This window comes from Streptomyces sp. NPDC002623, from assembly GCF_053592635.1.
In genome coordinates this window covers 1-19,936 of sequence record NZ_JBSFWB010000010.1, presented here as the reverse complement: position 1 = coordinate 19,936, position 19,936 = coordinate 1, and the positions used below count along the sequence as shown (strand labels likewise).

The window sequence follows — 19,936 nt, the reverse complement described above, 5'->3', positions numbered from 1 at the left end:
CCCTACTCGCCCGACGGCGAGGTGAGGGGGACGCCCAGGGCCACCGGGGTGCCGAAGTTCGGAGTGCCGTCGGCATTCCAGGTGAACTTCTGCGCCCTGGTGGTGCGGTTCATGTCGCAGCCGCCGCCCGCCGAGTTGTTGGCGTGGTAGACGATCCAGTCCTCGGTCCCGTCCGGCGACTTGAAGAAGCCGTTGTGCCCGGGGCCGTACACGCCGTTGGCGTTGGAGCGCTGGAACACCGGGTTGGGCGACTTGACCCAGGAGGCGGAGTCGAGCGGGTCGCCGGTTCCGTTGTACGTCAGCATCCCCAACTTGTAGTCCGGCGTGGAGCAGTGACTGGCGGAGTAGACGATGAACGTCCTGCCGCCCCGCTGGAGGACCTCCGCGCCCTCGTTGACCGCGCCGCCGACCGTCTCCCAACCGTAGGTCGGGGTGGACAGCACACGGCGGGTGCCGCTCGCGGTCCACGGGTTCGACAGCGGCCGGATGAACATCGGCTGCGAGCCGTTGTAGAAGGTGCCGAGCAGATACAGCCGGCCGTTGAGCTGCAGGATGCCCGGGTCCAGCTCCCAGGTGTTGTCCTGCGTCGGGTCGAGCAGGTCGGCCTTGAAGCTGTACGGACCCATCGGGTCCAGGCCGGCGCTCTCCAGCACATGGATCCGCTGGGTCCCCAGGTCGTACGGCTCGCGCCCGGCCGTGTAGTAGAAGTACCACCGCTTGCCGTCGGGGCCGTCGAGCAGATGGAACTCGGGCGCCCACATCGTGCCCGCCCCGTTCGGCCGGGTGAGGTTGAAGATCACCTGGTCGGTCGCCGTGGCCAGCCCCGCCAGGGTGCTCGCCTTGCGCATGGTGACCGTCGAGTTCCAGGTCGTGGTGGCGAGGTAGTAGTACCCGTCGTAGTAGGTGAGCCAGGGGTCCGGGCCGTGCTGGGAGAGCGGGTTGGTGAACGTGTGCGGACTCGTGCCGCCGCCGCTGAAGGCGGGCAGCCGCCACACCCTGCCGCTCGCCGTGGCGCACGGCAGCTGCACCAGGTCGGTGTCGGACGCCGAGGAACCGCCGCTCGGCGTGACGCACTTGCCCGAGCTCACGGAGACCAGGTTGAAGGTCTTGTCCGTTCCGGAGATCGCTACGGGGACGAGCCGCCACTGCTGGTTCGTGCCGCCGTGGCACGGCCACTGGATGATCGCCGCGTTGTCCGCCGTGGACGCCCCGTAGACGTCCACGCACTGACCGGACTGGGCGGTGACCGTGTAGGTGTCGGTCGTCCCGGAGACCAGGGTGTAGCCGAAGCTCTGGTTCGCGCCCGAGGAGCAGGCGAAGGCCCGGAGCTGAGTGCCGTTGGTCGTCGAACTGCCCGGCAGATCCAGGCAGTTGCCGCCGTTCTGATTCACGCCCGTCGAGGTGAAGGCGACGGCGGCGGAGGCGGGCGGCGCCACGAGGAACGCGACCGCCACGGTGAACAGGGCGATGAGTGCGGACAGGCATCGGGAACGGGTCACGGTCCGTACACCTTTGCTTCGAGGAGGCCGACGGAGTTGGTGCCGTTGCCGGTGAGCAGCACCCGTAGTCGTGTGGTGCTCGTGGCGGTGAAACCGACGGTGTTGTACTGGTTCTTGGCCAGCGGGTAGCCGCCGGCGCCGGGTACGTCGACGTAGGCGCTGCCGTTCCAGTACTGGAGCTTCCATGCGGTCGGCATGTCGATGCCCTGGTCGTCGTCGAAGAAGTACACCTCGGCCTTGTTCAGGGTCTTCGCGGTCGGCCAGGTCAGCTCGGCCCACTGCTGGCCGGTCTCCGGCCAGGTCCCCCAGCGCGGGTTCACCGTGTCGTTGGACGACGGCGGGTCGACGCCGTCGTTGACTGCGGCGACGCTCTCCCAGGGGGAGGTGTACGACGCCGAAGCGGTCGCGGACGTCGCCTGGTTGGCGGGTGGCTGGGGTGGCTGGACGCCGCCCCGGTTGAACACCTTCAGCTCGGTCAGACCCGTTTTCGCGCCGGAGGCGTTGGTGGCCAGGACGCGGACGCGCTGGGCGGTGATCGCCGGGAACTGCACGAGGTTGTAGTTGGCGCGTGCGGCGGTCGGGGTCTTGGTCTGGCTCGGGGCGTTCACCCATGAACTGCCGTCGTGGTACTGGATGGTGTACGCGGACGGCGCCCGGTACGTCGTACTCGCCGGGCGGCTGTCCTTGAAGTACAGGCGCACCTCGTTGAGCGTACGGGCCGCGCCGAAGTTCAGCTCGTACCAGTCCTGGCTGTTGGCGGAGCCGCCCGCGCCCCAGAACGGCTCGTTGGTGGGATAGCCGTCGACCGCGCCCGAGACCGAGCTGCCCGACCCGGTGTACGAGGCCGAAGCGGTCGCTCCGGTGGCCAGGTTGGTCAGGTCGGCGGTGAGGTCGACGCCCGCCTTGGCGAGCATGTCGACCATCCGGGGGCTGCTCTGGACGACCTGGTTGGGTGCCTGGAGTCCGGCGACGGCCGTGTTGTAGGTGACCGTGCCGCTGGTGGTGACGGCACCGGTGGCCGGGTCCCAGGTCAAGGGGACCAGGGAGTTGACGGTGGCGGCCCGGTTGCCGTTGACGTAGATCGAGTAACCCTCCGGGATGCCCGGGTAGCGCACCACACCGTCGGCCGGGTCGTCCCAGACGATCGACAGATCAGCGTTGCGGTAGCGGAGGTTGTTGACGGTGAAGTGGCTCCAGCCGATGTCGATCGGGGAGAGCTCGACCTTGGCGTCGCTGCGGGGGCGGAGCCCGGCGACGTCCTCGATCACCGTCCAGTTGCTGCTGCCCAGGATGTTGTGGTGGATCCAGGAGCGGTAGTCGATGCCGGTGCCGTTCCAGTCGGCCCAGAACTCGTTGGCGTCGGGCCACTGGGTGTTGCCGCCGACATACTGCGCCCAGGTGTTCCAGTAGAGCAGCTTCTTGTAGTCGGTCGCGTTCATCCACGAGTTGGGGTAGTTGCGCAACACCGAGGAGTACAGCCGGAATTGGACCGTCGAGTTGATGGTCGAGAAGTTGTTGGAACCCGGCTCCCCGGCGTCGGCCGCCGCCTGCTTGTCGACCTGGTTGGCCGTGTAGAAGGGGAAGACCGGGTACTGCGCCGGGTCGTCGTACAGGCGCAACGCCTGCTTGTAGGCAGTGGTGTTGGGGATCGCGCCGACCGCGAACGGGTAGTAGTTGTTGATCTCCTTCCAGGGCACCCACTCGTTCGTCGACTTCAGCCGGTGCTCGAACAACTGCCGGTCGGGGTTCCAGAGGACGTTGACGATGGCATCCTTGATCTGGGTCGCCAATGTCCGCATCTCGGTCGCCTTGGCCGTGTTGCCGATCGCCTGGTAGGCCTCGGCGGCGGCCAGCGCGCCGCTGTACTGATAGGCGGACTCGGCGCGGTCCATGTTGCCCGGCTTCCAGTGGAAGGAGACCGCGTCGGCGTCGTTGCCCGTCAGCGCGCCCCAGTCGTACTCGATGAGCTTGTTGTTGTCGTGGTCGTAGTAGGCGAGCTGTCCCTTGACGTCGCCCTCGGCGTAGCGGGCGAGGTTGCCGGCGATCGCGGGCTGTCCGCCGTGGATCTGATAGCTCTTCCAGGCCGCCTCGGCGATGTACTGGGTGTAGCTGTTGGACCAGTTCTCCGGGTCCCCGGGGTTGTCGAGGAAGCGCCCGCCCTTCGACGTCTGGCCGGCGCTGAGCCAGTCGCCGTACGCGTAGGCCGGGTTGCGCAGGTACTTGAGGTCGTCGATGTGCATGGGCTGGGTGAGCGCGATCGCGTTGTTGTAGCCGAGGACGCCCTCGGCCGACGTCGGGAACTGGAAGGTCTGCCCGGGGATGTCGGCGTCGAGGTTGTTGAAGCGCATCAGCCACCAGCGGTAGTAGACGTTCTTCTTGATCGCCGGTTCGGGTACGTCGATGTAGGGCACGTTCTGCGCCCACCACAGGTTGTAGGCCCTGACATGGGTCGCGAAGGCGGTGTCGCCCGAGTAGCCCGCGTAGGCGTTGTACTCGGTCAGCGACTCGGGGATCTCGTCGGTGACGAAGCCCATCACCACCTTGGCCGTCACGGTGGCTCCGGCGCCGACGGTCACGGAGCGGTTCAGGCCGCCGCTGGAGACGCCGAAGCCGTCGCCGGTGAGCCTCGGCCGGATGGTGGTGAGGTTGTTGTAGGCGTTCACCTGACCGGTCAGCTCGGCTCCGGTGCCCGAGGTGGCGTACGGCGAGGTCGCGCGCAGTTGCAGCGTGCTGGAGCCGGTGCCGTTGTTCTTGATCGACAGGTTGGTCACGGCCACGTTGTTGTCGGTGATGAACTTGGTCTGGGTGACCGTGATCGAGCCGTTGGTGTGGACGCTCCTCCAGTGACTGGGCGTCTGCCGGCGCTGCGCGACCTGCTCGGTGAAGGTGCCCGGGGTGATCGCGACCGTGTAGGCGTTGTTGTTGCTGATGCTCTCCCAGTAGGCGACCTGACCGCCGAAACCGAGCACCGCGGGGTTGTGGGTCTTCATGAAGACCGCGCGCCCCCGGCTCATCAGCCAGGGCCCGGCAGGGTCGTCGCCGGTACGGGCCAGCAGCCGGTCCATCCAGAAATCGGTTCCCGAACTCTCCGCGTCGTAGATGCTCCGCATCATGTCGCCGGGGGTGTAGGCGACGGGCGGGGACGGGACGGCGGGGCCGGTGAAGGTGGGGAACCCGATGGTCTGCGCGGCATGCGCCGACGGCGCGGCGAGCAGCGAGGTGAGCATCAGCACCAGGGCGACGAACAAGGCGTGCGGTCTTCTCATCGGAGGCTCCCTGAGTGGGGGTGACGAGAGGCACGGAAAGGGCACCTAAAAGGTTTTCGCAACGTAGAAGCGAGTTGATGCGGTGTCAAGAGACCTGTGAGCGAACGGCGTTCGCATCAAGACAGCGTGCGCTTCAGGACAGCGGCGCCGTCGAGCCCCTGATGACCACCCGGCAGCGCACCGTCTCGATCCCCGATCGGCGGGCTCCGCCGATCGCGGTGAACAAGGCGTGCGCGGCCGCGCGCCCGACCTGCTCCAGATTCATGTCGACGCTCGTCAGCGGCGGGCGCGAGGCGGCGGTCAGCACCTGCCAGTTGTCGAAGCCCATGACCGCCACGTCCTCCGGCACCCGGTGCCCGCGCTCGCGCAGCACGTCCATCACCCCACGGGCTATCTGGTCGCTGCCGCACAGCACCGCGTCGACGTCCGGGTGCCGGTCGAGCAGCAGTGCGGTGGCCGCCCGGCCCCACCCCTCCGACCAGGCCCCGAACCGCGGTTCGCCGACCAGGGCGAGACCGGCGTCGGCGAGCGCGGCCGCGGCGCCCTCGGCCCGCTCCTGCGCCGCGAGGTACCCGGGGTCGCCGGTGATGTGCGCGATCCGGGTCCGGCCGCAGGTCAGCAGGTGTTCCACGGCGATCCGGCCGGCGTCGACGCTGTCGGGGACGATGGACAGATCCGCCGGATCGTCCGACGGCGCGTACGCGTAGACCACGGGGACGGGCAGTTCACGGCCGAGGGAGGGCCGCGGGTCGGTGCGGCTGCCGACCACGATCAGACCGTCGACCCGGCGTCCGAGCAGCGCGCGGACATGGTGCTGCTCGCGGATCGCATCGCCGCGCGCGTCGCACAGGAAGACCGCGACCTCGCCCGCGCCGAAGGCGTCCTCGGCGCCCATGAGGATCGGGATGCTGAACCGGCCCTCCAGGTCGCTGGTGAGCAGACCGACGGTGCCCGACCGCCCGACGAGCAGGCCGCGCGCCAGCTGGTTCGGCCGGAAGGCCAGCCGCTCGGCCGCCTCGATCACCCGCTGCCGGGTCTCGGCGCGCACCTGGCTGCGGCCGTTGAGTGCCTTGGAGGCGGTGGCGATGGACACGCCGGCCAGTCGGGCGACGTCGCTGAGCGTGGCGGGATGCGAACGAGAGGGGCCGGCGGCCGGTGTCATGGAGGGGCTCCTGTCTCGCGTTGCGTGCGTAAACCGTACGCGAAAGGTTTCGAGCGGAGTGCGTCGAACGCGTTTTCACAGGTTTCGGCGATGCCTCGCCCGCCACCCCGACTGCGGTTCCGGCCAAGGGGATTGACGGACCCTCAGCCGGGTCCTAGCTTTCAGAAAGCCTTTTCGGTTCCTTTCCGTCGCAGAACCCACACTAGGGGGATCGTCATGGGGAGCACGACCGGACCACGTAGACCCATCCGCCGGCTCGCCGCCGGCGTCGTCGCGCTCCTCGCCGCCGCGAGCCTGATCACGGCCTGCGGGTCGGGGGACGGCGGCGGCTCGGACGGCGGGGGAGCCGGAAGCCCGGCGGACGCCACCGGCGTCGACGACGGCGCCACGCTGACGATGTGGACCCGGGCGGCGACCCGGCCGCAGAGCGAGGCGCTGGTCAAGGCCTACAACGCGGGCCACAAGAACAAGATCGAACTGACCGTCATCCCCACCGACGACTACCAGGCCAAGGTCGGCGCGGCCGCCGGGTCCCGTGACCTTCCCGACCTCTTCGCCTCCGACGTGGTGTTCGTGCCGAACTACACCACCAGCCGTCTCTTCGCCGACCTCACCGAGCGCATCGACGCCCTGCCCTTCGCCGACGAGCTGGCCCGGTCGCACATCAAGGCCGGCACGTACGAGGGCAAGAAGTACGTCGTCCCGCACACCCTCGATCTGTCGGTGCTCTTCTACAACAAGGACCTCTACCGCAAGGCGAAGCTCGACCCCGCGAAGCCGCCGGCCACCCTCGCCGAATGGGACCGGCAGGCGCGGGCCGTGGACGCGCTGGGCGGCGGGGTCGACGGCACCTTCTTCGGCGGCAACTGCGGCGGCTGCGGCGTCTTCACCTGGTGGCCGTCCATCTGGGCCGGGGGAGCCGAAGTGCTGAACGAGGAAGGCACCGCGGCGAACCTCGACTCCGCCACCGCGAAGAAGGTCTACGACACCTACCGGGGCTGGGTGAAGGACGACATCGTGGCGCCCGGCGCGCGCGACGAGACGGGCGCCACCTGGACCGGCGTCTTCCCGAAGGGCAAGGTCGGCGTCATGCCCATGCCGTCGACCACCCTGGGCCTGATGCCCAAGAACCTGGACCTCGGCGTCGCGCCCATCCCCGGCCCCGACGGAGGCGGGTCCACCTTCGTCGGCGGCGACGCCATCGGCATCTCGGCCACCAGCAAGTCGGCCGACCAGGCCTGGAACTTCCTCGCCTGGTCCCTGGGCGACGAGGCACAGGTCGACGTCGTCGCCGCGCACAAGGACGTCGTGGCCCGCACCGACCTCGCGTCCAACAAGTACTCGGCCGCGGACCCACGCCTGGTCGCCATCAACCAACTGGTGGCGGACGGCCGCACCCCGTACGCGCTGAAGTTCGGCCAGACCTTCAACGACCCCAACGGGCCCTGGCTGTCCCTGATGCGCGACGCCGTCTTCGGCGACGGGACGTCGGTGGAGAAGGACAACAAGGCGGTCACCGCCTCGCTGGCCGACTGAGGTGCGGGCCTCCCGCACGTTTCAGGGCCTCGGCTACGCCGCCCCCACGGCCGTGTTCGTGGCCGTCTTCTTCCTGCTGCCGCTCCTCCTCGTCGGGCAGATGTCGCTCAGTGACTGGCCGCTGCTCGCGGGGAACCAGGGCGCCAACGCCCCAGAGAACTACACCGACGTCACCGACAGCACCCTGTTCTGGCCCGCCGTCCGCTTCACGCTCCTCTACACCGGGATCGTCACCGTCGTCCTGCTCGGCCTGGCCCTGCTCCTCGCCCTGCTCGTGCAGGAGTCCCGCCCCGGCGCCGGCTTCTTCCGCACGGTCTACTTCCTGCCCGGCGCCCTCGGCCTCGCCTCCGCCTCCCTGCTCTTCTGGGGCCTGTACAGCCCTACCACCGGGCCGCTCAGCAGCATCCTGGAGAAGCTCGGCCTCGTCGACGACCCGGTGTCCTTCCTCGGCACGCCGACCTCCGCCCTGCTGTCGACGGTGTTCCTCATCGTCTGGAAGTTCGCCGGTTTCTACATGCTGATCCTGCTCGTCGGCCTCCAGCGCATCCCGCACGAGGTCTACGAGGCGGCCCGGACGGACGGCGCGAGCAGAGGCCAGATCTTCCGTTCCATCACGTTGCCGCTGCTGCGTCCGTCGCTCGCGCTGTCCCTGCTGCTCTGCGTCACCGGATCGCTGCTCGCCTTCGACCAGTTCTTCGTCCTCACCAAGGGCGGACCGGACAACAGCACCGTCACCGTCGTGCAGTTGATCTACCGCGAGGCCTTCCAGCGGCTGAACCTGGGCACCGCGGCGGCCCTGTCGATCCTTGTGCTGGCCGCACTGCTGCTGCTCAACGCCGCGCAGTTCCGCGGTCTGCGCCATGCCGACGAGTCATGACCCGCGCCTCTCGCGGAAAGGAGTCACCGGTGCTCACCCGAGCCCTCGGCCGGACGCCCTACTACGTCGTCGCCGGAGGACTGGCCGTCATCTTTCTCTTTCCCCTGGTGTGGAACGCCTGGGCGTCGGTCGGCGCGCAGCCCGGCACCGCGCAGGAAACCGGTTACGGCCTCGGCAACTACCGCACGCTGCTCGACTACGACGCCGGGCTGTGGCGCTACCTCGGCAACAGCACCCTGGTCTCCGCGCTCACCGTCGCCCTCACCCTCGGCGTGTCCCTGCTCGGCGGCTACGCCTTCGCCCGCTTCGAGTTCCCGGGCAAGAACCTGCTGTTCCTGCTCACCCTGGCCATCCTCATGGTCCCCTACGCCACACTGCTCATCCCGCTCTATGTGCTGCTCGGCAGACTGCACCTGCAGAACTCGCTGTTCGGGCTGAGCCTGGTGCTGACGATGTTCCAACTCCCGTTCGCCACCTTCATGATGCGGATCTCGTTCGAGGCGGTGCCGCGCGAACTGGAGGAGTCCGCGCTCGTCGACGGCTGCGGCACGGCGGGCGCGCTGCGCAGGGTCCTGCTTCCGGCCGTGCGGCCCGGGCTGATCACGGTGGGGCTGTTCGCGTTCCTCGCGGCCTGGAACGACTTCATCGCGCCCCTGATCCTCATCTCGGACAGCGAGAAGGCGCCCCTGCCGCTGGCCGTCGCGAACCTGCGCCAACAGAGCATGGGCGCCGTCGACTACGGCGCCACCGAAGCCGGGGTGGTGGTCCTCGCCGTGCCCTGTCTGCTCCTCTTCCTGCTGCTGCAACGGCACTACGTGCGGGGCTTCATGTCGGGCGCGCTGAAGGGATGATGCGTGAAGGAGAACACCGTGGGCTCATCCGTCGTGCCGGTGGCACCCGGCCGCGGCCGACTGCGACCGCTCGGCCTGGACGAGGTCCGGATCACCGGAGGTTTCTGGGCCCGGCGCCGGCACACCAACGCGACCGCCACGCTGGACCACTGCCACGACTGGATGGAACGCGTCCGCTGGATCGGCAACTTCCGCGCCGCCGTCGCGGGGCGCATCCAACACGAGCGGCGCGGACGGGAGTTCGCCGACTCCGACGTCTACAAGCTGCTCGAGGCCATGGCCTGGGAGGGCGGACACGGCAACGCGCTCGACGCGATCACAGAGGCCATCGCCCCCGCCCAGGAGCCCGACGGCTATCTCAACACCGCCTTCGACCGGCCGGGCCAGCAGGCCCGGTACAGCGACCTCGAATGGGGCCACGAGCTCTACTGCTACGGCCACTTGATCCAGGCAGGGGTCGCCCAGATCCGCGCCGAGGGTGACGGAGAGCTGGCGAAGATCGCTCGGCGGGCCGCCGACCATGTGTGCGCCGCCTTCGGCCCGGGCGGCATCGAGCGCGTCTGCGGGCACCCGGTGATCGAACCAGCCCTCGTCGAACTGGCCAGGGCGACGGGGGAGCAGCGTTACCTCGACCAGGCGCGGCTCTTCGTCGACCGCCGAGGCCACCGCACGCTCGCCGACGGCGAGTTCGGCCGCGTCTACCACCAGGACGACCTGCCCGTGCGGCAGGCCACCGTGTTCCGGGGCCACGCCGTCCGCGCCCTCTACCTCGCGTCCGGCGCGGTCGACGTGGCGGTGGAGACCGGAGACGACGATCTGCTCGCCGCAGTCGTACGGCAGTGGGAGGCCACGGTCGCCCGGCGTACCTACCTCACCGGCGGCATGGGCTCCCACCACCGGGACGAGGCCTTCGGCGACGACTTCGTCCTCCCGCCCGACCGCGCCTACTCGGAGACCTGCGCCGGCGTGGCCTCCGTGATGCTCAGCTGGCGGCTGCTGCTCGCCACCGGCGAGTCACGCTTCGCCGACCTCGCCGAACGCACCCTCTTCAACGTGGTCGCCACCTCACCCGCCGAGGACGGCCGGGCCTTCTTCTACGCCAACACCCTGCACCGCCGCCGCCGAGGCACCGTCCCCCGGGCCGACACCGACAGCCCGCGCGCCGAGTCGAGCCTGCGCGCACCCTGGTTCGCGGTGTCCTGCTGCCCGACCAACGTGGCCCGCACCCTCGCCCTCCTCCCGGCCTACCTGGCGACGGCGGACGACCACGGCATCCAACTGCATCAGTACGTCGACGCGGAGATCGCCACCGGCGGCCTCGCGCTGACCGTGCGCACCGACTACCCCTACGGCGGGAGCGTCACCGTACGCGTCGACCGCACCCCGGACCACCCGTGGACCCTGTCCCTGCGCGTCCCCGACTGGACGCGGGGCGGCACCGCGTGGCTCACCGCCCCCGACGGATCGCGCCGAGCCGCAGCCCCCGGGACGGCGACCGTCACCCAGGTCTTCCGCCCCGGCGACGAGATCCGCCTCGACCTGCCGGTAGGGCCGCGCTGGACCGCGCCCGACCCGCGCATCGACGCCGTACGAGGCACCCTTGCCGTCGAGCGCGGGCCCCTGGTGTACTGCGCCGAGTCCGTGGACCTCCCGGACGGCCACGAGGTCGACGCCGTACGCGTGGATCCGTCCACCGCACCGCAGGACGGGCCGGGCGGCACCGTCGTGGTCGACGGGGACGTGACCGCTGACGACGCACCGTCCGAGGAACCCTGGCCGTACCGCCCGTTCGACGCCGCCACCGGCCCCTCGGCCGCCGGGCGCGCGGGGATCGTCCTGGTCCCGTACCACTCCTGGGCGAACCGCGGGCCCTCGACGATGAGGGTGTGGCTGCCGACGCACGACGCACGGCCGGACAGCACCGACGACCGATGATCGGAGTCCGAGACATGTCCCGACCCCCCACCCGCCGCAAGGTGTTGAAACTGGCCGCAGGCGGCGCCGCCGTCGGCCCGCTCGCAGCCGCCGCCCCCGCGGCGCGGGCTGCGACACCCGACCGAGCGGCAGCCGACCGAGCGACACCTGACCGAGCGACATCTGGCCGAGTCGCACCCGCCCCGGCGGCACCGGCCCCCTCCACCTGGGCGGTACAGCCCTTCCCCCTCGACCAGGTCGCCCTCGGCGACGGCGTGTTCCGCCGCAAGCGCGACCTGCTGCTCGGCTATGCCCGGGCCTACCCGGCCGACCGCATCCTGGCCGTCTTCCGCGCCAACGCGGGGCTGGACACCCGCGGCGCGCAGCCGCCCGGCGGCTGGGAGACCGCCGACGGCAATCTGCGCGGCCACTACGCCGGACACTTCCTCACCCTCGTGGCCCAGGCGTACGCCGACACGCGCGAGGCCGCCCTCAAGGCCAAGCTCGACCACCTCGTGGCCGAACTCGCCCTCTGCCAACAGGCGTTCGCGGAACACGGCTCGCCGAAGCCGACCCACCCCGGCTATCTGGCGGCCTACCCCGAGACCCAGTTCATCCTGCTGGAGAGCTACACGACCTACCCCACCATCTGGGCGCCCTACTACACCTGCCACAAGATCATGCGCGGTCTCCTCGACGCGCACTCCCTGGCCGGGAACGCGCAGGCCCTCGCCATCGCCTCGAAGATGGGCGACTGGGTGCACAGCAGACTCGGCCGACTGCCCAAGGCGCAGTTGGAGCGCATGTGGTCGATCTACATCGCCGGCGAGTACGGCGGGATGAACGAGGTGATGGCCGACCTGTACGCCCTCACCGGACGGCCGGAACACCTCGCCGCCGCCCGCTGCTTCGACAACACCGCGCTGCTGGACGCCTGCGCCGACGACCGGGACGTTCTGGAGGGACGGCACGCCAACCAGCACATCCCCCAGTTCACCGGCTATCTGCGGTTGTTCGACCACACGGGGGACGAGCGGTACGCGGCGGCGGCCCGCAACTTCTGGGGCATGGTCGCGGGCCCCCGCACCTACAGCCTGGGCGGCACCGGCCAGGGCGAGATGTTCCGCGCCCGCGGCGCCGTCGCGGCCACCCTGGGCGACAACAACGCCGAGACGTGCGCCACGTACAACCTGCTCAAGCTGAGCCGGCAGCTGTTCTTCCACGAGCCGGACGCCGCCTACCTGGACCACTACGAACGGGGCCTGACCAACCACATCCTGGCCTCCCGTCGGGACGCCGCCGGTTCGAACGGTCCCGAGGTCACCTACTTCGTCGGCATGGGCCCGGGAGTGGTGCGCGAGTACGGCAACACCGGCACCTGCTGCGGCGGCACCGGCATGGAGAACCACACCAAGTACCAGGACACGGTGTACTTCCGCTCCGCCGACGGCGCCGCCCTGTACGTCAACCTCTACCTCGCCTCGACGCTGCGGTGGCCGGAGCGGGGCCTTGTCGTCGAGCAGACGAGCGCCTACCCGACCGAAGGCGTCCGCACCCTGACGTTCCGTGAGGGCGGCGGCAGCCTCGACCTGAAGCTGCGGGTTCCGTCCTGGGCCACGGCCGGTTTCACGGTCACCGTCAACGGGGTCCGGCAGCAGGCGCGGGCGGTGCCCGGCAGCTACCTCACCCTGAGCCGGACCTGGCAGCGCGGCGACCGGGTCACGGTGTCCGCCCCCTACCGTCTGCGCATCGAGCGGGCCCTGGACGACCCGACCGTCCAGTCGCTGTTCCACGGGCCGATCCTGCTGGTCGCGCGGAGCCGGGCGACGAGCCTGCGGGCGTTCTCGTTCTACAAGGACTTCACGCTGCGCGGCGACCTGGCCGACCCGATCCGCCCCGAGGGCCGCCCGCACCACTTCACCACGCACGGCCTGACCCTGGCCCCCTTCCACCTCGCGGACGACACCCGCTACCACGCCTACTTCAGGCGCACGGAGCCCGTCGTCGTCTTCGGCGCGACCGACTCGGGCGTGCCGAACCGCGCCCGCGGCGACGGCCTGACCTTCCTCGACGTCCTCTGGGCGCAGGCGCCGTTCACGGCCTCCGCCCGCTTCGTGGACGCGGTCCGCGGCCTGGCCGACGACTGGCTCTCCGAGGGCCTGTTCACACCGACCGAACGGGACCGTGTCGTCACGGCGGCCGCCGGCGCCGGCCTCAGAAGTTGGTGACACCTGCCAACACGCAGTGCTTCACGGAACGTCCACATCGTTCCCTGCGAACTTGAGAATTCAAACGCTACGCTCGTCGGCAGTTCGAGTGGCCGAGGCAGCCCACGCGCCGTGCCGCTCGCTTTCCCCCCATGCACAGGAGACGCGCGTGCGCGACGGCGACGTAGTGGTGATCGGTGGCGGCTACGCGGGCGTCCGGCTGGCGAAACGGCTGGACGCGACCGCACGGGTCACCCTGGTGGACCGCAAAGAGGTCTTTTTCCACCGTATCGCCTCCCTCCGCGCCGGCGTGCGCCCGGAGTGGTCGATGACCCCCTTCATCCCGTACGACCGACTTCTGCACGAGGGTCGCGTGGTGGTGGGGAAGGCGACCCGCATCGACACCGAGGAACGGCAGGTCGTCCTGGCGACGGGCGAGCGGCTCCCGTACGACGTGGTCGTGATCGCCACCGGCGCCGACTACCCCGAACCGGCCCGTTTCACCGGGATCACCACCGAAGAGACGATCAAGTCGTTCGCCGGTCACCAGCGCAAGATCGCCGCCGCCGGACACGTGCTGGTCGTCGGCGGCGGCCCCTCCGGCGTCGAACTCAGCGCGGAGATACGCCTGGCCCGGCCGGACGCCCGGGTCACGCTCGCCCACTCCGGGCCGACCCTGCTCCACTCCACGGGCAGCGAGCGGGCCGGGCGCAGGGCGCTGGCCTGGCTGGAGTACCACGACGTGGAGGTCCGCCTCGACTCGTTCATGTCCCCCGGCAACGACTTCGGCACCTACCGCGACGCACACGGCAACATCATCGACGCCGACGTCTCCTTCTGGGCGACCGGCACCACACCCAACACGCTCTGGCTGCGCCTCGCCGGACACGGCGACTGGCTGAACCCCGGCGGCCACGTCAAGGTCGACCGCAGACTCCGGGTCGGCGGCCGTCCGGACGTGTTCGCGGTCGGCGACGTCAACGACGCCACCGAGCTGAAGATCACCCCCGCCGCGCTCGCCCAGGCCGACCTCGCCGCCCACAACATCCGCATGCAGCTGCACAGTTCCGGCAGGCACCGCAAGGAGCCCCGCCTCTACCGGCCGCTCCAGCGCACGCCGCTCATCGTGCCGTTCGGCTCGGCCGACGGACTGACCCTGCTGCCGGTGCCGGGCGGCGAGAGCGCGGTGCTGGGCGGCCGCACCTCCGTACTGGCCAAGGCGAAGACCCTCATGACGCCGTACATGAGACGCCAACTCGGCTACACCGCCACCTGAAGCGACCGTCGGGGCCCGCTTCGCCCGGCCCTCCGACTTGGCCGAAACCTCATGCCGTGCGACGGCAAGCGCTCTCAACGTCCATGCGTCGAAAGGAAGTTCGCCTAGGTTGGAGCCCCTGATCATCAACGTACCTGTGCAGGAGGCTTTGCTGTGTCGGATTCCACCTCCCAGACCGATGCGACTGTGGGAACACCCGGCCGGATCGACACGTCGAAGCCGCACTCGGCCCGGTTCTGGAACTACTTCGTCGGGGGCAAGGACAACTACGAGGTCGACCGGGAGATAGGCGACCACATCAAGGAGATCTTCCCCGGGCTGGTCGACGTGGCCGTCACCAGCCGGCACTTCCTGGGCCGTGCGGTGACCTACCTGGCCGGAGAGCAGGGCATCCGCCAGTTCCTGGACGTCGGCACCGGTCTCCCCACCGCCGACAACACCCACCAGGTGGCACAGCGCGTCGCCCCCGACGCCCGCATCGTGTACGTCGACAACGACCCCGTCGTGCTCGCCCACGCGAACGCCCTCCTGACGAGCACGAAGGAAGGCAAGACCGCCTATCTGGACGCGGACCTGTACGACCCGGAGGCCGTTCTGGAGGCCGCCGCGAGCACCCTCGACTTCTCCCGGCCGGTCGGCCTGATGATCCTCAACACGCTGGGCCACGTGGCCGACTACGAGCAGGCGCGCGACCTCGTCCGGCGGCTCATGGCGGGCCTGCCGTCCGGAAGCCACCTGGTCATCAGCGACAGCACGGCCACCAGCGAGGGCATGATCGCTGCGTCGGAGGCCTACAACTCCAGCGGCGCCGTGCCCTACTACGTGCGCAGCATCGAGGAGATCGGCGGCTTCTTCGGCGGGCTGGAACTGGTGGAACCCGGGATCGTCCAGGTGACGAAGTGGCGTGCCGACCACGACGATTCAGCCAACTTCGCCGTCGCCGTCGACGCCTACTGCGGCGTGGGCCGCAAGCCGTAGCCTGCCCGACCGGCACACCTGTTGCGGGACCCGCTCCCGCTCATCGAGTGGAGATGAGCGGGAGGGCGTCGAGGTACTGGGGCGGGAGGTCGAACGCCTCGGTGAGGGTGGTGAGCCGGGGCTGGAGGCTGTCGGTGAGGGCGTCGACGGTCGCCGGCAGCTGGTGGATGTGGTGAGGGGCGATGTGCCCGTCGGCGAGCAGGATGCCGGTGTGCGGGGTGAGCTGGGCGAGGAGATGGAGGGTCGTGAGTTCGGTGAGGAGCTGACGGGTGGGCTGGTGGGCGGTGCGGGTGAGGGCCGCCAGCAGGGCGTCGGCCGCCAGGACAGCGGTGTGGGTGTGAGCGCGCTGGAGGGCGGGCGCGGAGGCGGTGTTCCAGCGGGCCTGCGGGTCGTGGGCCGGGCCGTTGCGCAGTGCGTGGTGGGCCTGGGCGTGGAAGGCGTGCTCGGTGTGGGCGAGCAGGTTGCGCAGGAAGTGCGGGTTGGTGAGGTGCGGCGGGCCGGGGTCGGCGGCGGGCGGCGTCGGCGGGTGGTGCAGGAGCTCGGCGGCCGCCTTGGTGGTGATGAGGAGGTTGTCGCCCTCGGCGGTGATCGTCCCCTCGATGTACTCGGGGAAGCCGGCGAGGTGATTGGCGGGCAGCAGTCCCTGCGCGCCGCAACGCTCGCGGGCCTCCAGGGCGATGGTGCGGGCCTGCCAGGTGATCCAGGCCTTGGCGAGGGCGATGAGACGTTCGAGGCGGGTGCGGTCGTCGGCGGTGTGGCGGGTCCACTCGGCGGTGAGCGAACGGTGCAGAAAGGTCATGGCATAGGCGCCGGCGACGGCCTGGAGGAGCCGGCCGTGGTGGGTGCGGTGGGTGTTGATGGGGATGCGCTGACCGGGCCGGGTCCCGCTGACCCGACGGTGGTCGCCGTAGCGGACGGCGATGGCGAGCGCGGCACGCGAGGCGCCGACGGCCGCCGCGCTCATGCAGAGCTTCCCGGCGGTGACGCGCGCGATGGAGGTGAGGAAGCGTTTTCGGCGGTTGCCGAGGCTGCTGGTGAGGCAGTCGTCGGGACCGAGGCGTCCGTGCTCGCCCTGCAGCAGGGCCCGGCGGGGCAGGGGCAGCTGGTCGAACGAGGTGAGGCAGTGGTCGACGGGGGCGTTCGGACGCAGCGGGAGGGGGGTCACGGTGATGTGGGGCAGCGGACCGCTGTGATCGGTCAGGGGCGTCAGAAAGAGGAAGATGCCGTGGTCACGGCCGTCGATCAGGAGACGGGCGGCCACCACGGCGGACTTGGGGCCGCCGAGGGCGCTGGTGTTGGGCATGAACTTGGCGGCGCCGGGGTGGGGGGTGTGCAGGACGAAGCCGCCGGTCTCGGGGTCCAGACGGGCGGTGGTCTCCAGCGCGGGTGCGTCGTTGCCGTGGTCGAGCTCGGTGCACAGGAACGTGCCGATGCGTCTCAGGGCGGTGAACTCGGACAGGTCCCTCAGGGGGTCGGCGTCGTGGTCGAGGAGGCTGCCGAGAAAGAGGTTGTAGTGGATGCTGGCGACGGTGGTGAGGCCGCCGCCCCCCTCCACGATGGCCGCCCACTCGTGCAGGGCGGTGAGGAGGGCCACGTCGGTGGCGAGGGATCCGGGGTCGTCGAGGGTGTCGTTGACCAGGCGTAGCCAGGTGTAGGACTGTGCGGCGCGTTGCTCGGGGGTGAGGCCGGGCCGATGGCGGAAGACGTCCTCGGCGATGAGACGGCGCCAGGGGGCGTGGACCCGCTCGCCCTCGCCGTCCTCGTCGAACAGCAGCCGGGTCAGCTCATGGACGGTCTCGGCGGAGGGGCCGACGTCGTCGACGCGCGGTGGCCCGGTGGGGCGCTCTCCGCTCTGGAATGCCAGAAGGGCCATGAACCCTCTCCCCGTTTGTCGCAGATCCGGAAACTGGATGTCTGGATGTGCAGTGAGCCAGAAGATACGGACCTACCGGTTTTGTAATCAAGACAGAAATCGGCAAACCGCAAGGGCGCAGATGGCGGGATTTCAGTGCTGCCTGTGTCGGATGAGCGGATCTGGTACGGCTGATGCTCCGTGTTCCGGCGTCCCGGGGGAGCGGCCGAGAGCCCCACGCGGTGGCAGGAGACTGACCTGTCGGTATATTTTCCGAAGCCGGAAATCGCGGGGAAGCTACCTCGGAGGTGGGGCGTGGCACTGCAGGAACGGGCCGTGCGAACGAGGCGGGCCGTCCTCGTCGCGGCCGCGGCGGTGTTCGCGGAGGTGGGGTACGAGGCGGCGACGATCGCGGGGATCCTCGCCCGCGCCGGGGTGACCAAGGGCGCTCTCTACTTCCACTTCGCCTCCAAGGAGGAACTCGCGCAGGCGGTGCTCGCCTGTCAGCTGGAGGCCGTTCCGGCCGTGCCGACGCGGGAGTTGATGCTGCAGCAGGGACTGGACGAGGCGTTCGTGCTGGCGCATCTGCTGTGGATGGGTGACCCGCTGGTGCAGGGCAGCATCCGTCTGACGGTGGACCAGGGAGCGCCGCGGGACGGGCTGGACCGGCGGGTGCCGATGAACGGGTGGATCGCTCGCAACGCGGAGGTGCTGGGGCGGGCGAAGGACAGGGGAGAGCTGCTCCCGCACATCGATGTGGCCGCCGCCGCGCGGATGTTCGTGGGGGCTTTCACCGGTGTGCAGGTGCTGTCGAAGGTCATGACCGGGCACGCCGACCTGCCGGAGCGGGTGGCGGACCTCCAGCGGCACCTGATGGCGGGGATCGCGGTGCCGGGGGTGCTGTTGCAGCTGGACACGACGCCGGGCCGTGGCGCCCAGGTCTACGAGGAGGCCATGAGGTCGAGCGGGGAGGCGAGGCAGCCCCAGTCCACCGGCTGACCGGCTGCCGCGGGGCGGTGGTCGGGAGTGGCGGTTGGGGGTGGTGAGACGCGGGGAGTGGTGTGGGGTGAACGGCTCGCCGGGCGAGTGCGACTGCCGAAGCCCGCAAGACGACCCCAGGGAGTACGACGATGAACACGACTGCCTGCCCTTACGCCCTCGATGTGACGGGACGTGACCTCGCGGGAGAAGCGGCGATGCTACGGGCCAAAGGACCCGCGGTACGGGTGGAGTTGCCGGGGGGTGTGGTGGCCTGGGCGGTGCTGCGGCAGCAGTATGTGGAGCGGCTGCTGACCGATTCCCGGGTCTCGAAGGACGCGCGCCTGCATTGGCCCGAGTTCATCGAGGGGAGAATCACCGAGGAGTGGCCGCTGTACCCGTGGGTGGTGAACGAGAACATGCTGTTCGCCTACGGCGCCTCGCACACCCGGCTGCGCCGGCTGGTGGCGGCGGCGTTCACCGCACGGCGCTCGGAGGCGCTGCGGCCGCGCGTCGTGCAGATCGCGGGCGAACTCGTAGACGGGCTCGCCGACGGGCTCGCGGTGGCCCGGCCGGGCGCGCCGGTGGATCTGCGGTCCTCGTTCGCGGAGCTGCTGCCGATGCGGGTGATCTGCGAGCTGTTCGGGGTGCCGCAGGGCGAGGCGACCGACGCCCTGTGCGCGGCGCTGCACACGGTGTTCGGCACGACGATCAGCGGGCAGGAGATCGAGGCGGCGCGCCTGGAGGCCTTCGTACGGCTGTCGGAGCTGGTCAAGGCCAAACGGGCCGAACCCGGCGACGATCTGACGTCGTTGCTGATCGAGGCGCGTGACCAGGACGACCGGCTCAGCGAGGAGGAACTGCTGGGCACCCTGTTCCTCATGATCGCCGGAGGACAGGACACCACCGCCGCCCTGATCACCAACGCGGTGGGGGCGCTGCTGCGGTGGCCCGAGCAGTTGGCGCACGTCCGGGAGGGGCGGGCGACCTGGCAGGACGTGGTGACCGAGACCATGCGGGTGCACACGCCCGGTGCGTACTCGCCGATGCGGTTCGCCGTCGAGGACATCGACCTGGACGGGGTGCTCATCCGCAAGGGCGAGGCCATCCTCGTCTCCTTCGCGGCCGGCGGCCGGGACCCCGAGCGCTACGGACCGGACGCCGACCGGTTCGACGTGCTGCGCAAGGACGGCGACGGCCTCGGCTTCGGTCATGGACCGCACCGCTGCATGGGAGCTCCGCTCGCCGGGGTGGAGGCGGAGAGCGCGTTCGCCGCGCTCTTCGCACGCTTCCCCCGGATGGAACTCGCCTGCCGACCGGATGAACTCCAGCCGCTGCCCAGCTTCCTGATGAACAGTCACCGTTCCCTGCCCGTACTGCTCGCGCCCGCGCGAGACTGACCGGGGAGACCGTTCGGCCGAGGATGCCGCCGGACCGGACCGGACCGGACCCGCCCGTTCGGTGGGGGGGGGGGGGTGGGCGCGGCGGGGCGGCGTTAGCAGTACGGACACCCGAGGGGGACAATTTATTATTGAACGCG

The 19,936-nt window shown here is 70.1% G+C and carries 13 protein-coding genes; 9 read left to right on the top strand and 4 right to left on the bottom strand.

Annotation, left to right across the window (positions count from 1 at the left end):
• Positions 1–2 precede the first annotated feature (2 nt).
• The 3 genes from ACWD4O_RS19755 to ACWD4O_RS19745 form a co-directional block, all read right to left on the bottom strand.
• Positions 3–1,499 carry a family 43 glycosylhydrolase gene (locus ACWD4O_RS19755; RefSeq protein WP_451281358.1) on the bottom strand — a complete coding sequence of 499 codons (1,497 nt, stop codon included), beginning with the start codon at positions 1,497–1,499 and terminating at the stop codon, positions 3–5.
• Entirely contained in the window at positions 1,496–4,765 is a 3,270-nt protein-coding gene (locus ACWD4O_RS19750; protein WP_451281356.1) for a discoidin domain-containing protein, read from the bottom strand. Before ACWD4O_RS19750 ends, ACWD4O_RS19755 begins: the two co-directional genes overlap by 4 nt.
• A 133-nt stretch (positions 4,766–4,898) precedes the next feature.
• Complete coding sequence (locus ACWD4O_RS19745) at positions 4,899–5,927, bottom strand: LacI family DNA-binding transcriptional regulator (protein ID WP_451281354.1); 1,029 nt, start codon at positions 5,925–5,927, stop codon at positions 4,899–4,901.
• A gap of 216 nt (positions 5,928–6,143) precedes the next feature.
• Here ACWD4O_RS19745 and ACWD4O_RS19740 point away from each other — a divergent pair, with 216 nt between their 5' ends.
• The 7 genes from ACWD4O_RS19740 to ACWD4O_RS19710 all read left to right on the top strand — a co-directional run bounded on the left by ACWD4O_RS19740 (position 6,144) and on the right by ACWD4O_RS19710 (position 15,566).
• Positions 6,144–7,463 (top strand): ABC transporter substrate-binding protein, encoded by a 1,320-nt coding sequence (locus ACWD4O_RS19740; protein ID WP_451281352.1) that lies wholly within the window; start codon positions 6,144–6,146, stop codon positions 7,461–7,463.
• Between the two features lies 1 nt (position 7,464).
• Positions 7,465–8,340, top strand: coding sequence for a carbohydrate ABC transporter permease (locus ACWD4O_RS19735; RefSeq protein ID WP_451281351.1), 876 nt, complete (start codon positions 7,465–7,467; stop codon positions 8,338–8,340).
• Positions 8,341–8,369: 29 nt separating this feature from the next.
• Positions 8,370–9,191 carry a carbohydrate ABC transporter permease gene (locus tag ACWD4O_RS19730; RefSeq protein ID WP_451281349.1) on the top strand — a complete coding sequence of 274 codons (822 nt, stop codon included), beginning with the start codon at positions 8,370–8,372 and terminating at the stop codon, positions 9,189–9,191.
• Positions 9,192–9,209: 18 nt separating this feature from the next.
• Positions 9,210–11,126 carry a glycoside hydrolase family 127 protein gene (locus ACWD4O_RS19725; RefSeq protein ID WP_451281347.1) on the top strand — a complete coding sequence of 639 codons (1,917 nt, stop codon included), beginning with the start codon at positions 9,210–9,212 and terminating at the stop codon, positions 11,124–11,126.
• Between the two features lie 14 nt (positions 11,127–11,140).
• Positions 11,141–13,333 (top strand): glycoside hydrolase family 127 protein, encoded by a 2,193-nt coding sequence (locus ACWD4O_RS19720; RefSeq protein ID WP_451281345.1) that lies wholly within the window; start codon positions 11,141–11,143, stop codon positions 13,331–13,333.
• 148 nt (positions 13,334–13,481) lie between these two features.
• The gene (locus ACWD4O_RS19715; RefSeq protein ID WP_451281343.1) at positions 13,482–14,588 is read left to right on the top strand and encodes an NAD(P)/FAD-dependent oxidoreductase; all 1,107 of its coding nucleotides are present in this window, start codon (positions 13,482–13,484) and stop codon (positions 14,586–14,588) included.
• Between the two features lie 153 nt (positions 14,589–14,741).
• Positions 14,742–15,566, top strand: coding sequence for an SAM-dependent methyltransferase (locus ACWD4O_RS19710; RefSeq protein ID WP_451281341.1), 825 nt, complete (start codon positions 14,742–14,744; stop codon positions 15,564–15,566).
• A 40-nt stretch (positions 15,567–15,606) separates the two neighbouring features.
• Here the strand turns inward: ACWD4O_RS19710 and ACWD4O_RS19705 are convergent, their stop codons facing one another.
• Positions 15,607–17,439, bottom strand: a complete 1,833-nt coding sequence (locus tag ACWD4O_RS19705; RefSeq protein ID WP_451281339.1) for an acyl-CoA dehydrogenase family protein — start codon at positions 17,437–17,439, stop codon at positions 15,607–15,609.
• A gap of 294 nt (positions 17,440–17,733) precedes the next feature.
• Between ACWD4O_RS19705 and ACWD4O_RS19700 the strand changes: the two genes are divergently transcribed.
• Positions 17,734–18,417, top strand: coding sequence for a ScbR family autoregulator-binding transcription factor (locus tag ACWD4O_RS19700; RefSeq protein WP_450945040.1), 684 nt, complete (start codon positions 17,734–17,736; stop codon positions 18,415–18,417).
• A 131-nt stretch (positions 18,418–18,548) separates the two neighbouring features.
• A complete protein-coding gene (locus tag ACWD4O_RS19695; RefSeq protein WP_451281337.1) occupies positions 18,549–19,796 on the top strand; it encodes a cytochrome P450 family protein in 1,248 nt (415 codons plus the stop codon).
• Positions 19,797–19,936 lie beyond the last annotated feature (140 nt).

What these genes read in the sequence shown, in the direction of transcription:
- ACWD4O_RS19750 (WP_451281356.1), bottom strand. Translation starts at nt 4,765, where the DNA reads ATGAGAAGACCGCACGCCTTGTTCGTCGCCCTGGTGCTGATGCTCACC.
- ACWD4O_RS19745 (WP_451281354.1), bottom strand. Translation starts at nt 5,927, where the DNA reads ATGACACCGGCCGCCGGCCCCTCTCGTTCGCATCCCGCCACGCTCAGC.
- ACWD4O_RS19740 (WP_451281352.1), top strand. Translation starts at nt 6,144, where the DNA reads ATGGGGAGCACGACCGGACCACGTAGACCCATCCGCCGGCTCGCCGCC.
- ACWD4O_RS19720 (WP_451281345.1), top strand. Translation starts at nt 11,141, where the DNA reads ATGTCCCGACCCCCCACCCGCCGCAAGGTGTTGAAACTGGCCGCAGGC.
- ACWD4O_RS19705 (WP_451281339.1), bottom strand. Translation starts at nt 17,439, where the DNA reads ATGGCCCTTCTGGCATTCCAGAGCGGAGAGCGCCCCACCGGGCCACCG.
- ACWD4O_RS19695 (WP_451281337.1), top strand. Translation starts at nt 18,549, where the DNA reads ATGAACACGACTGCCTGCCCTTACGCCCTCGATGTGACGGGACGTGAC.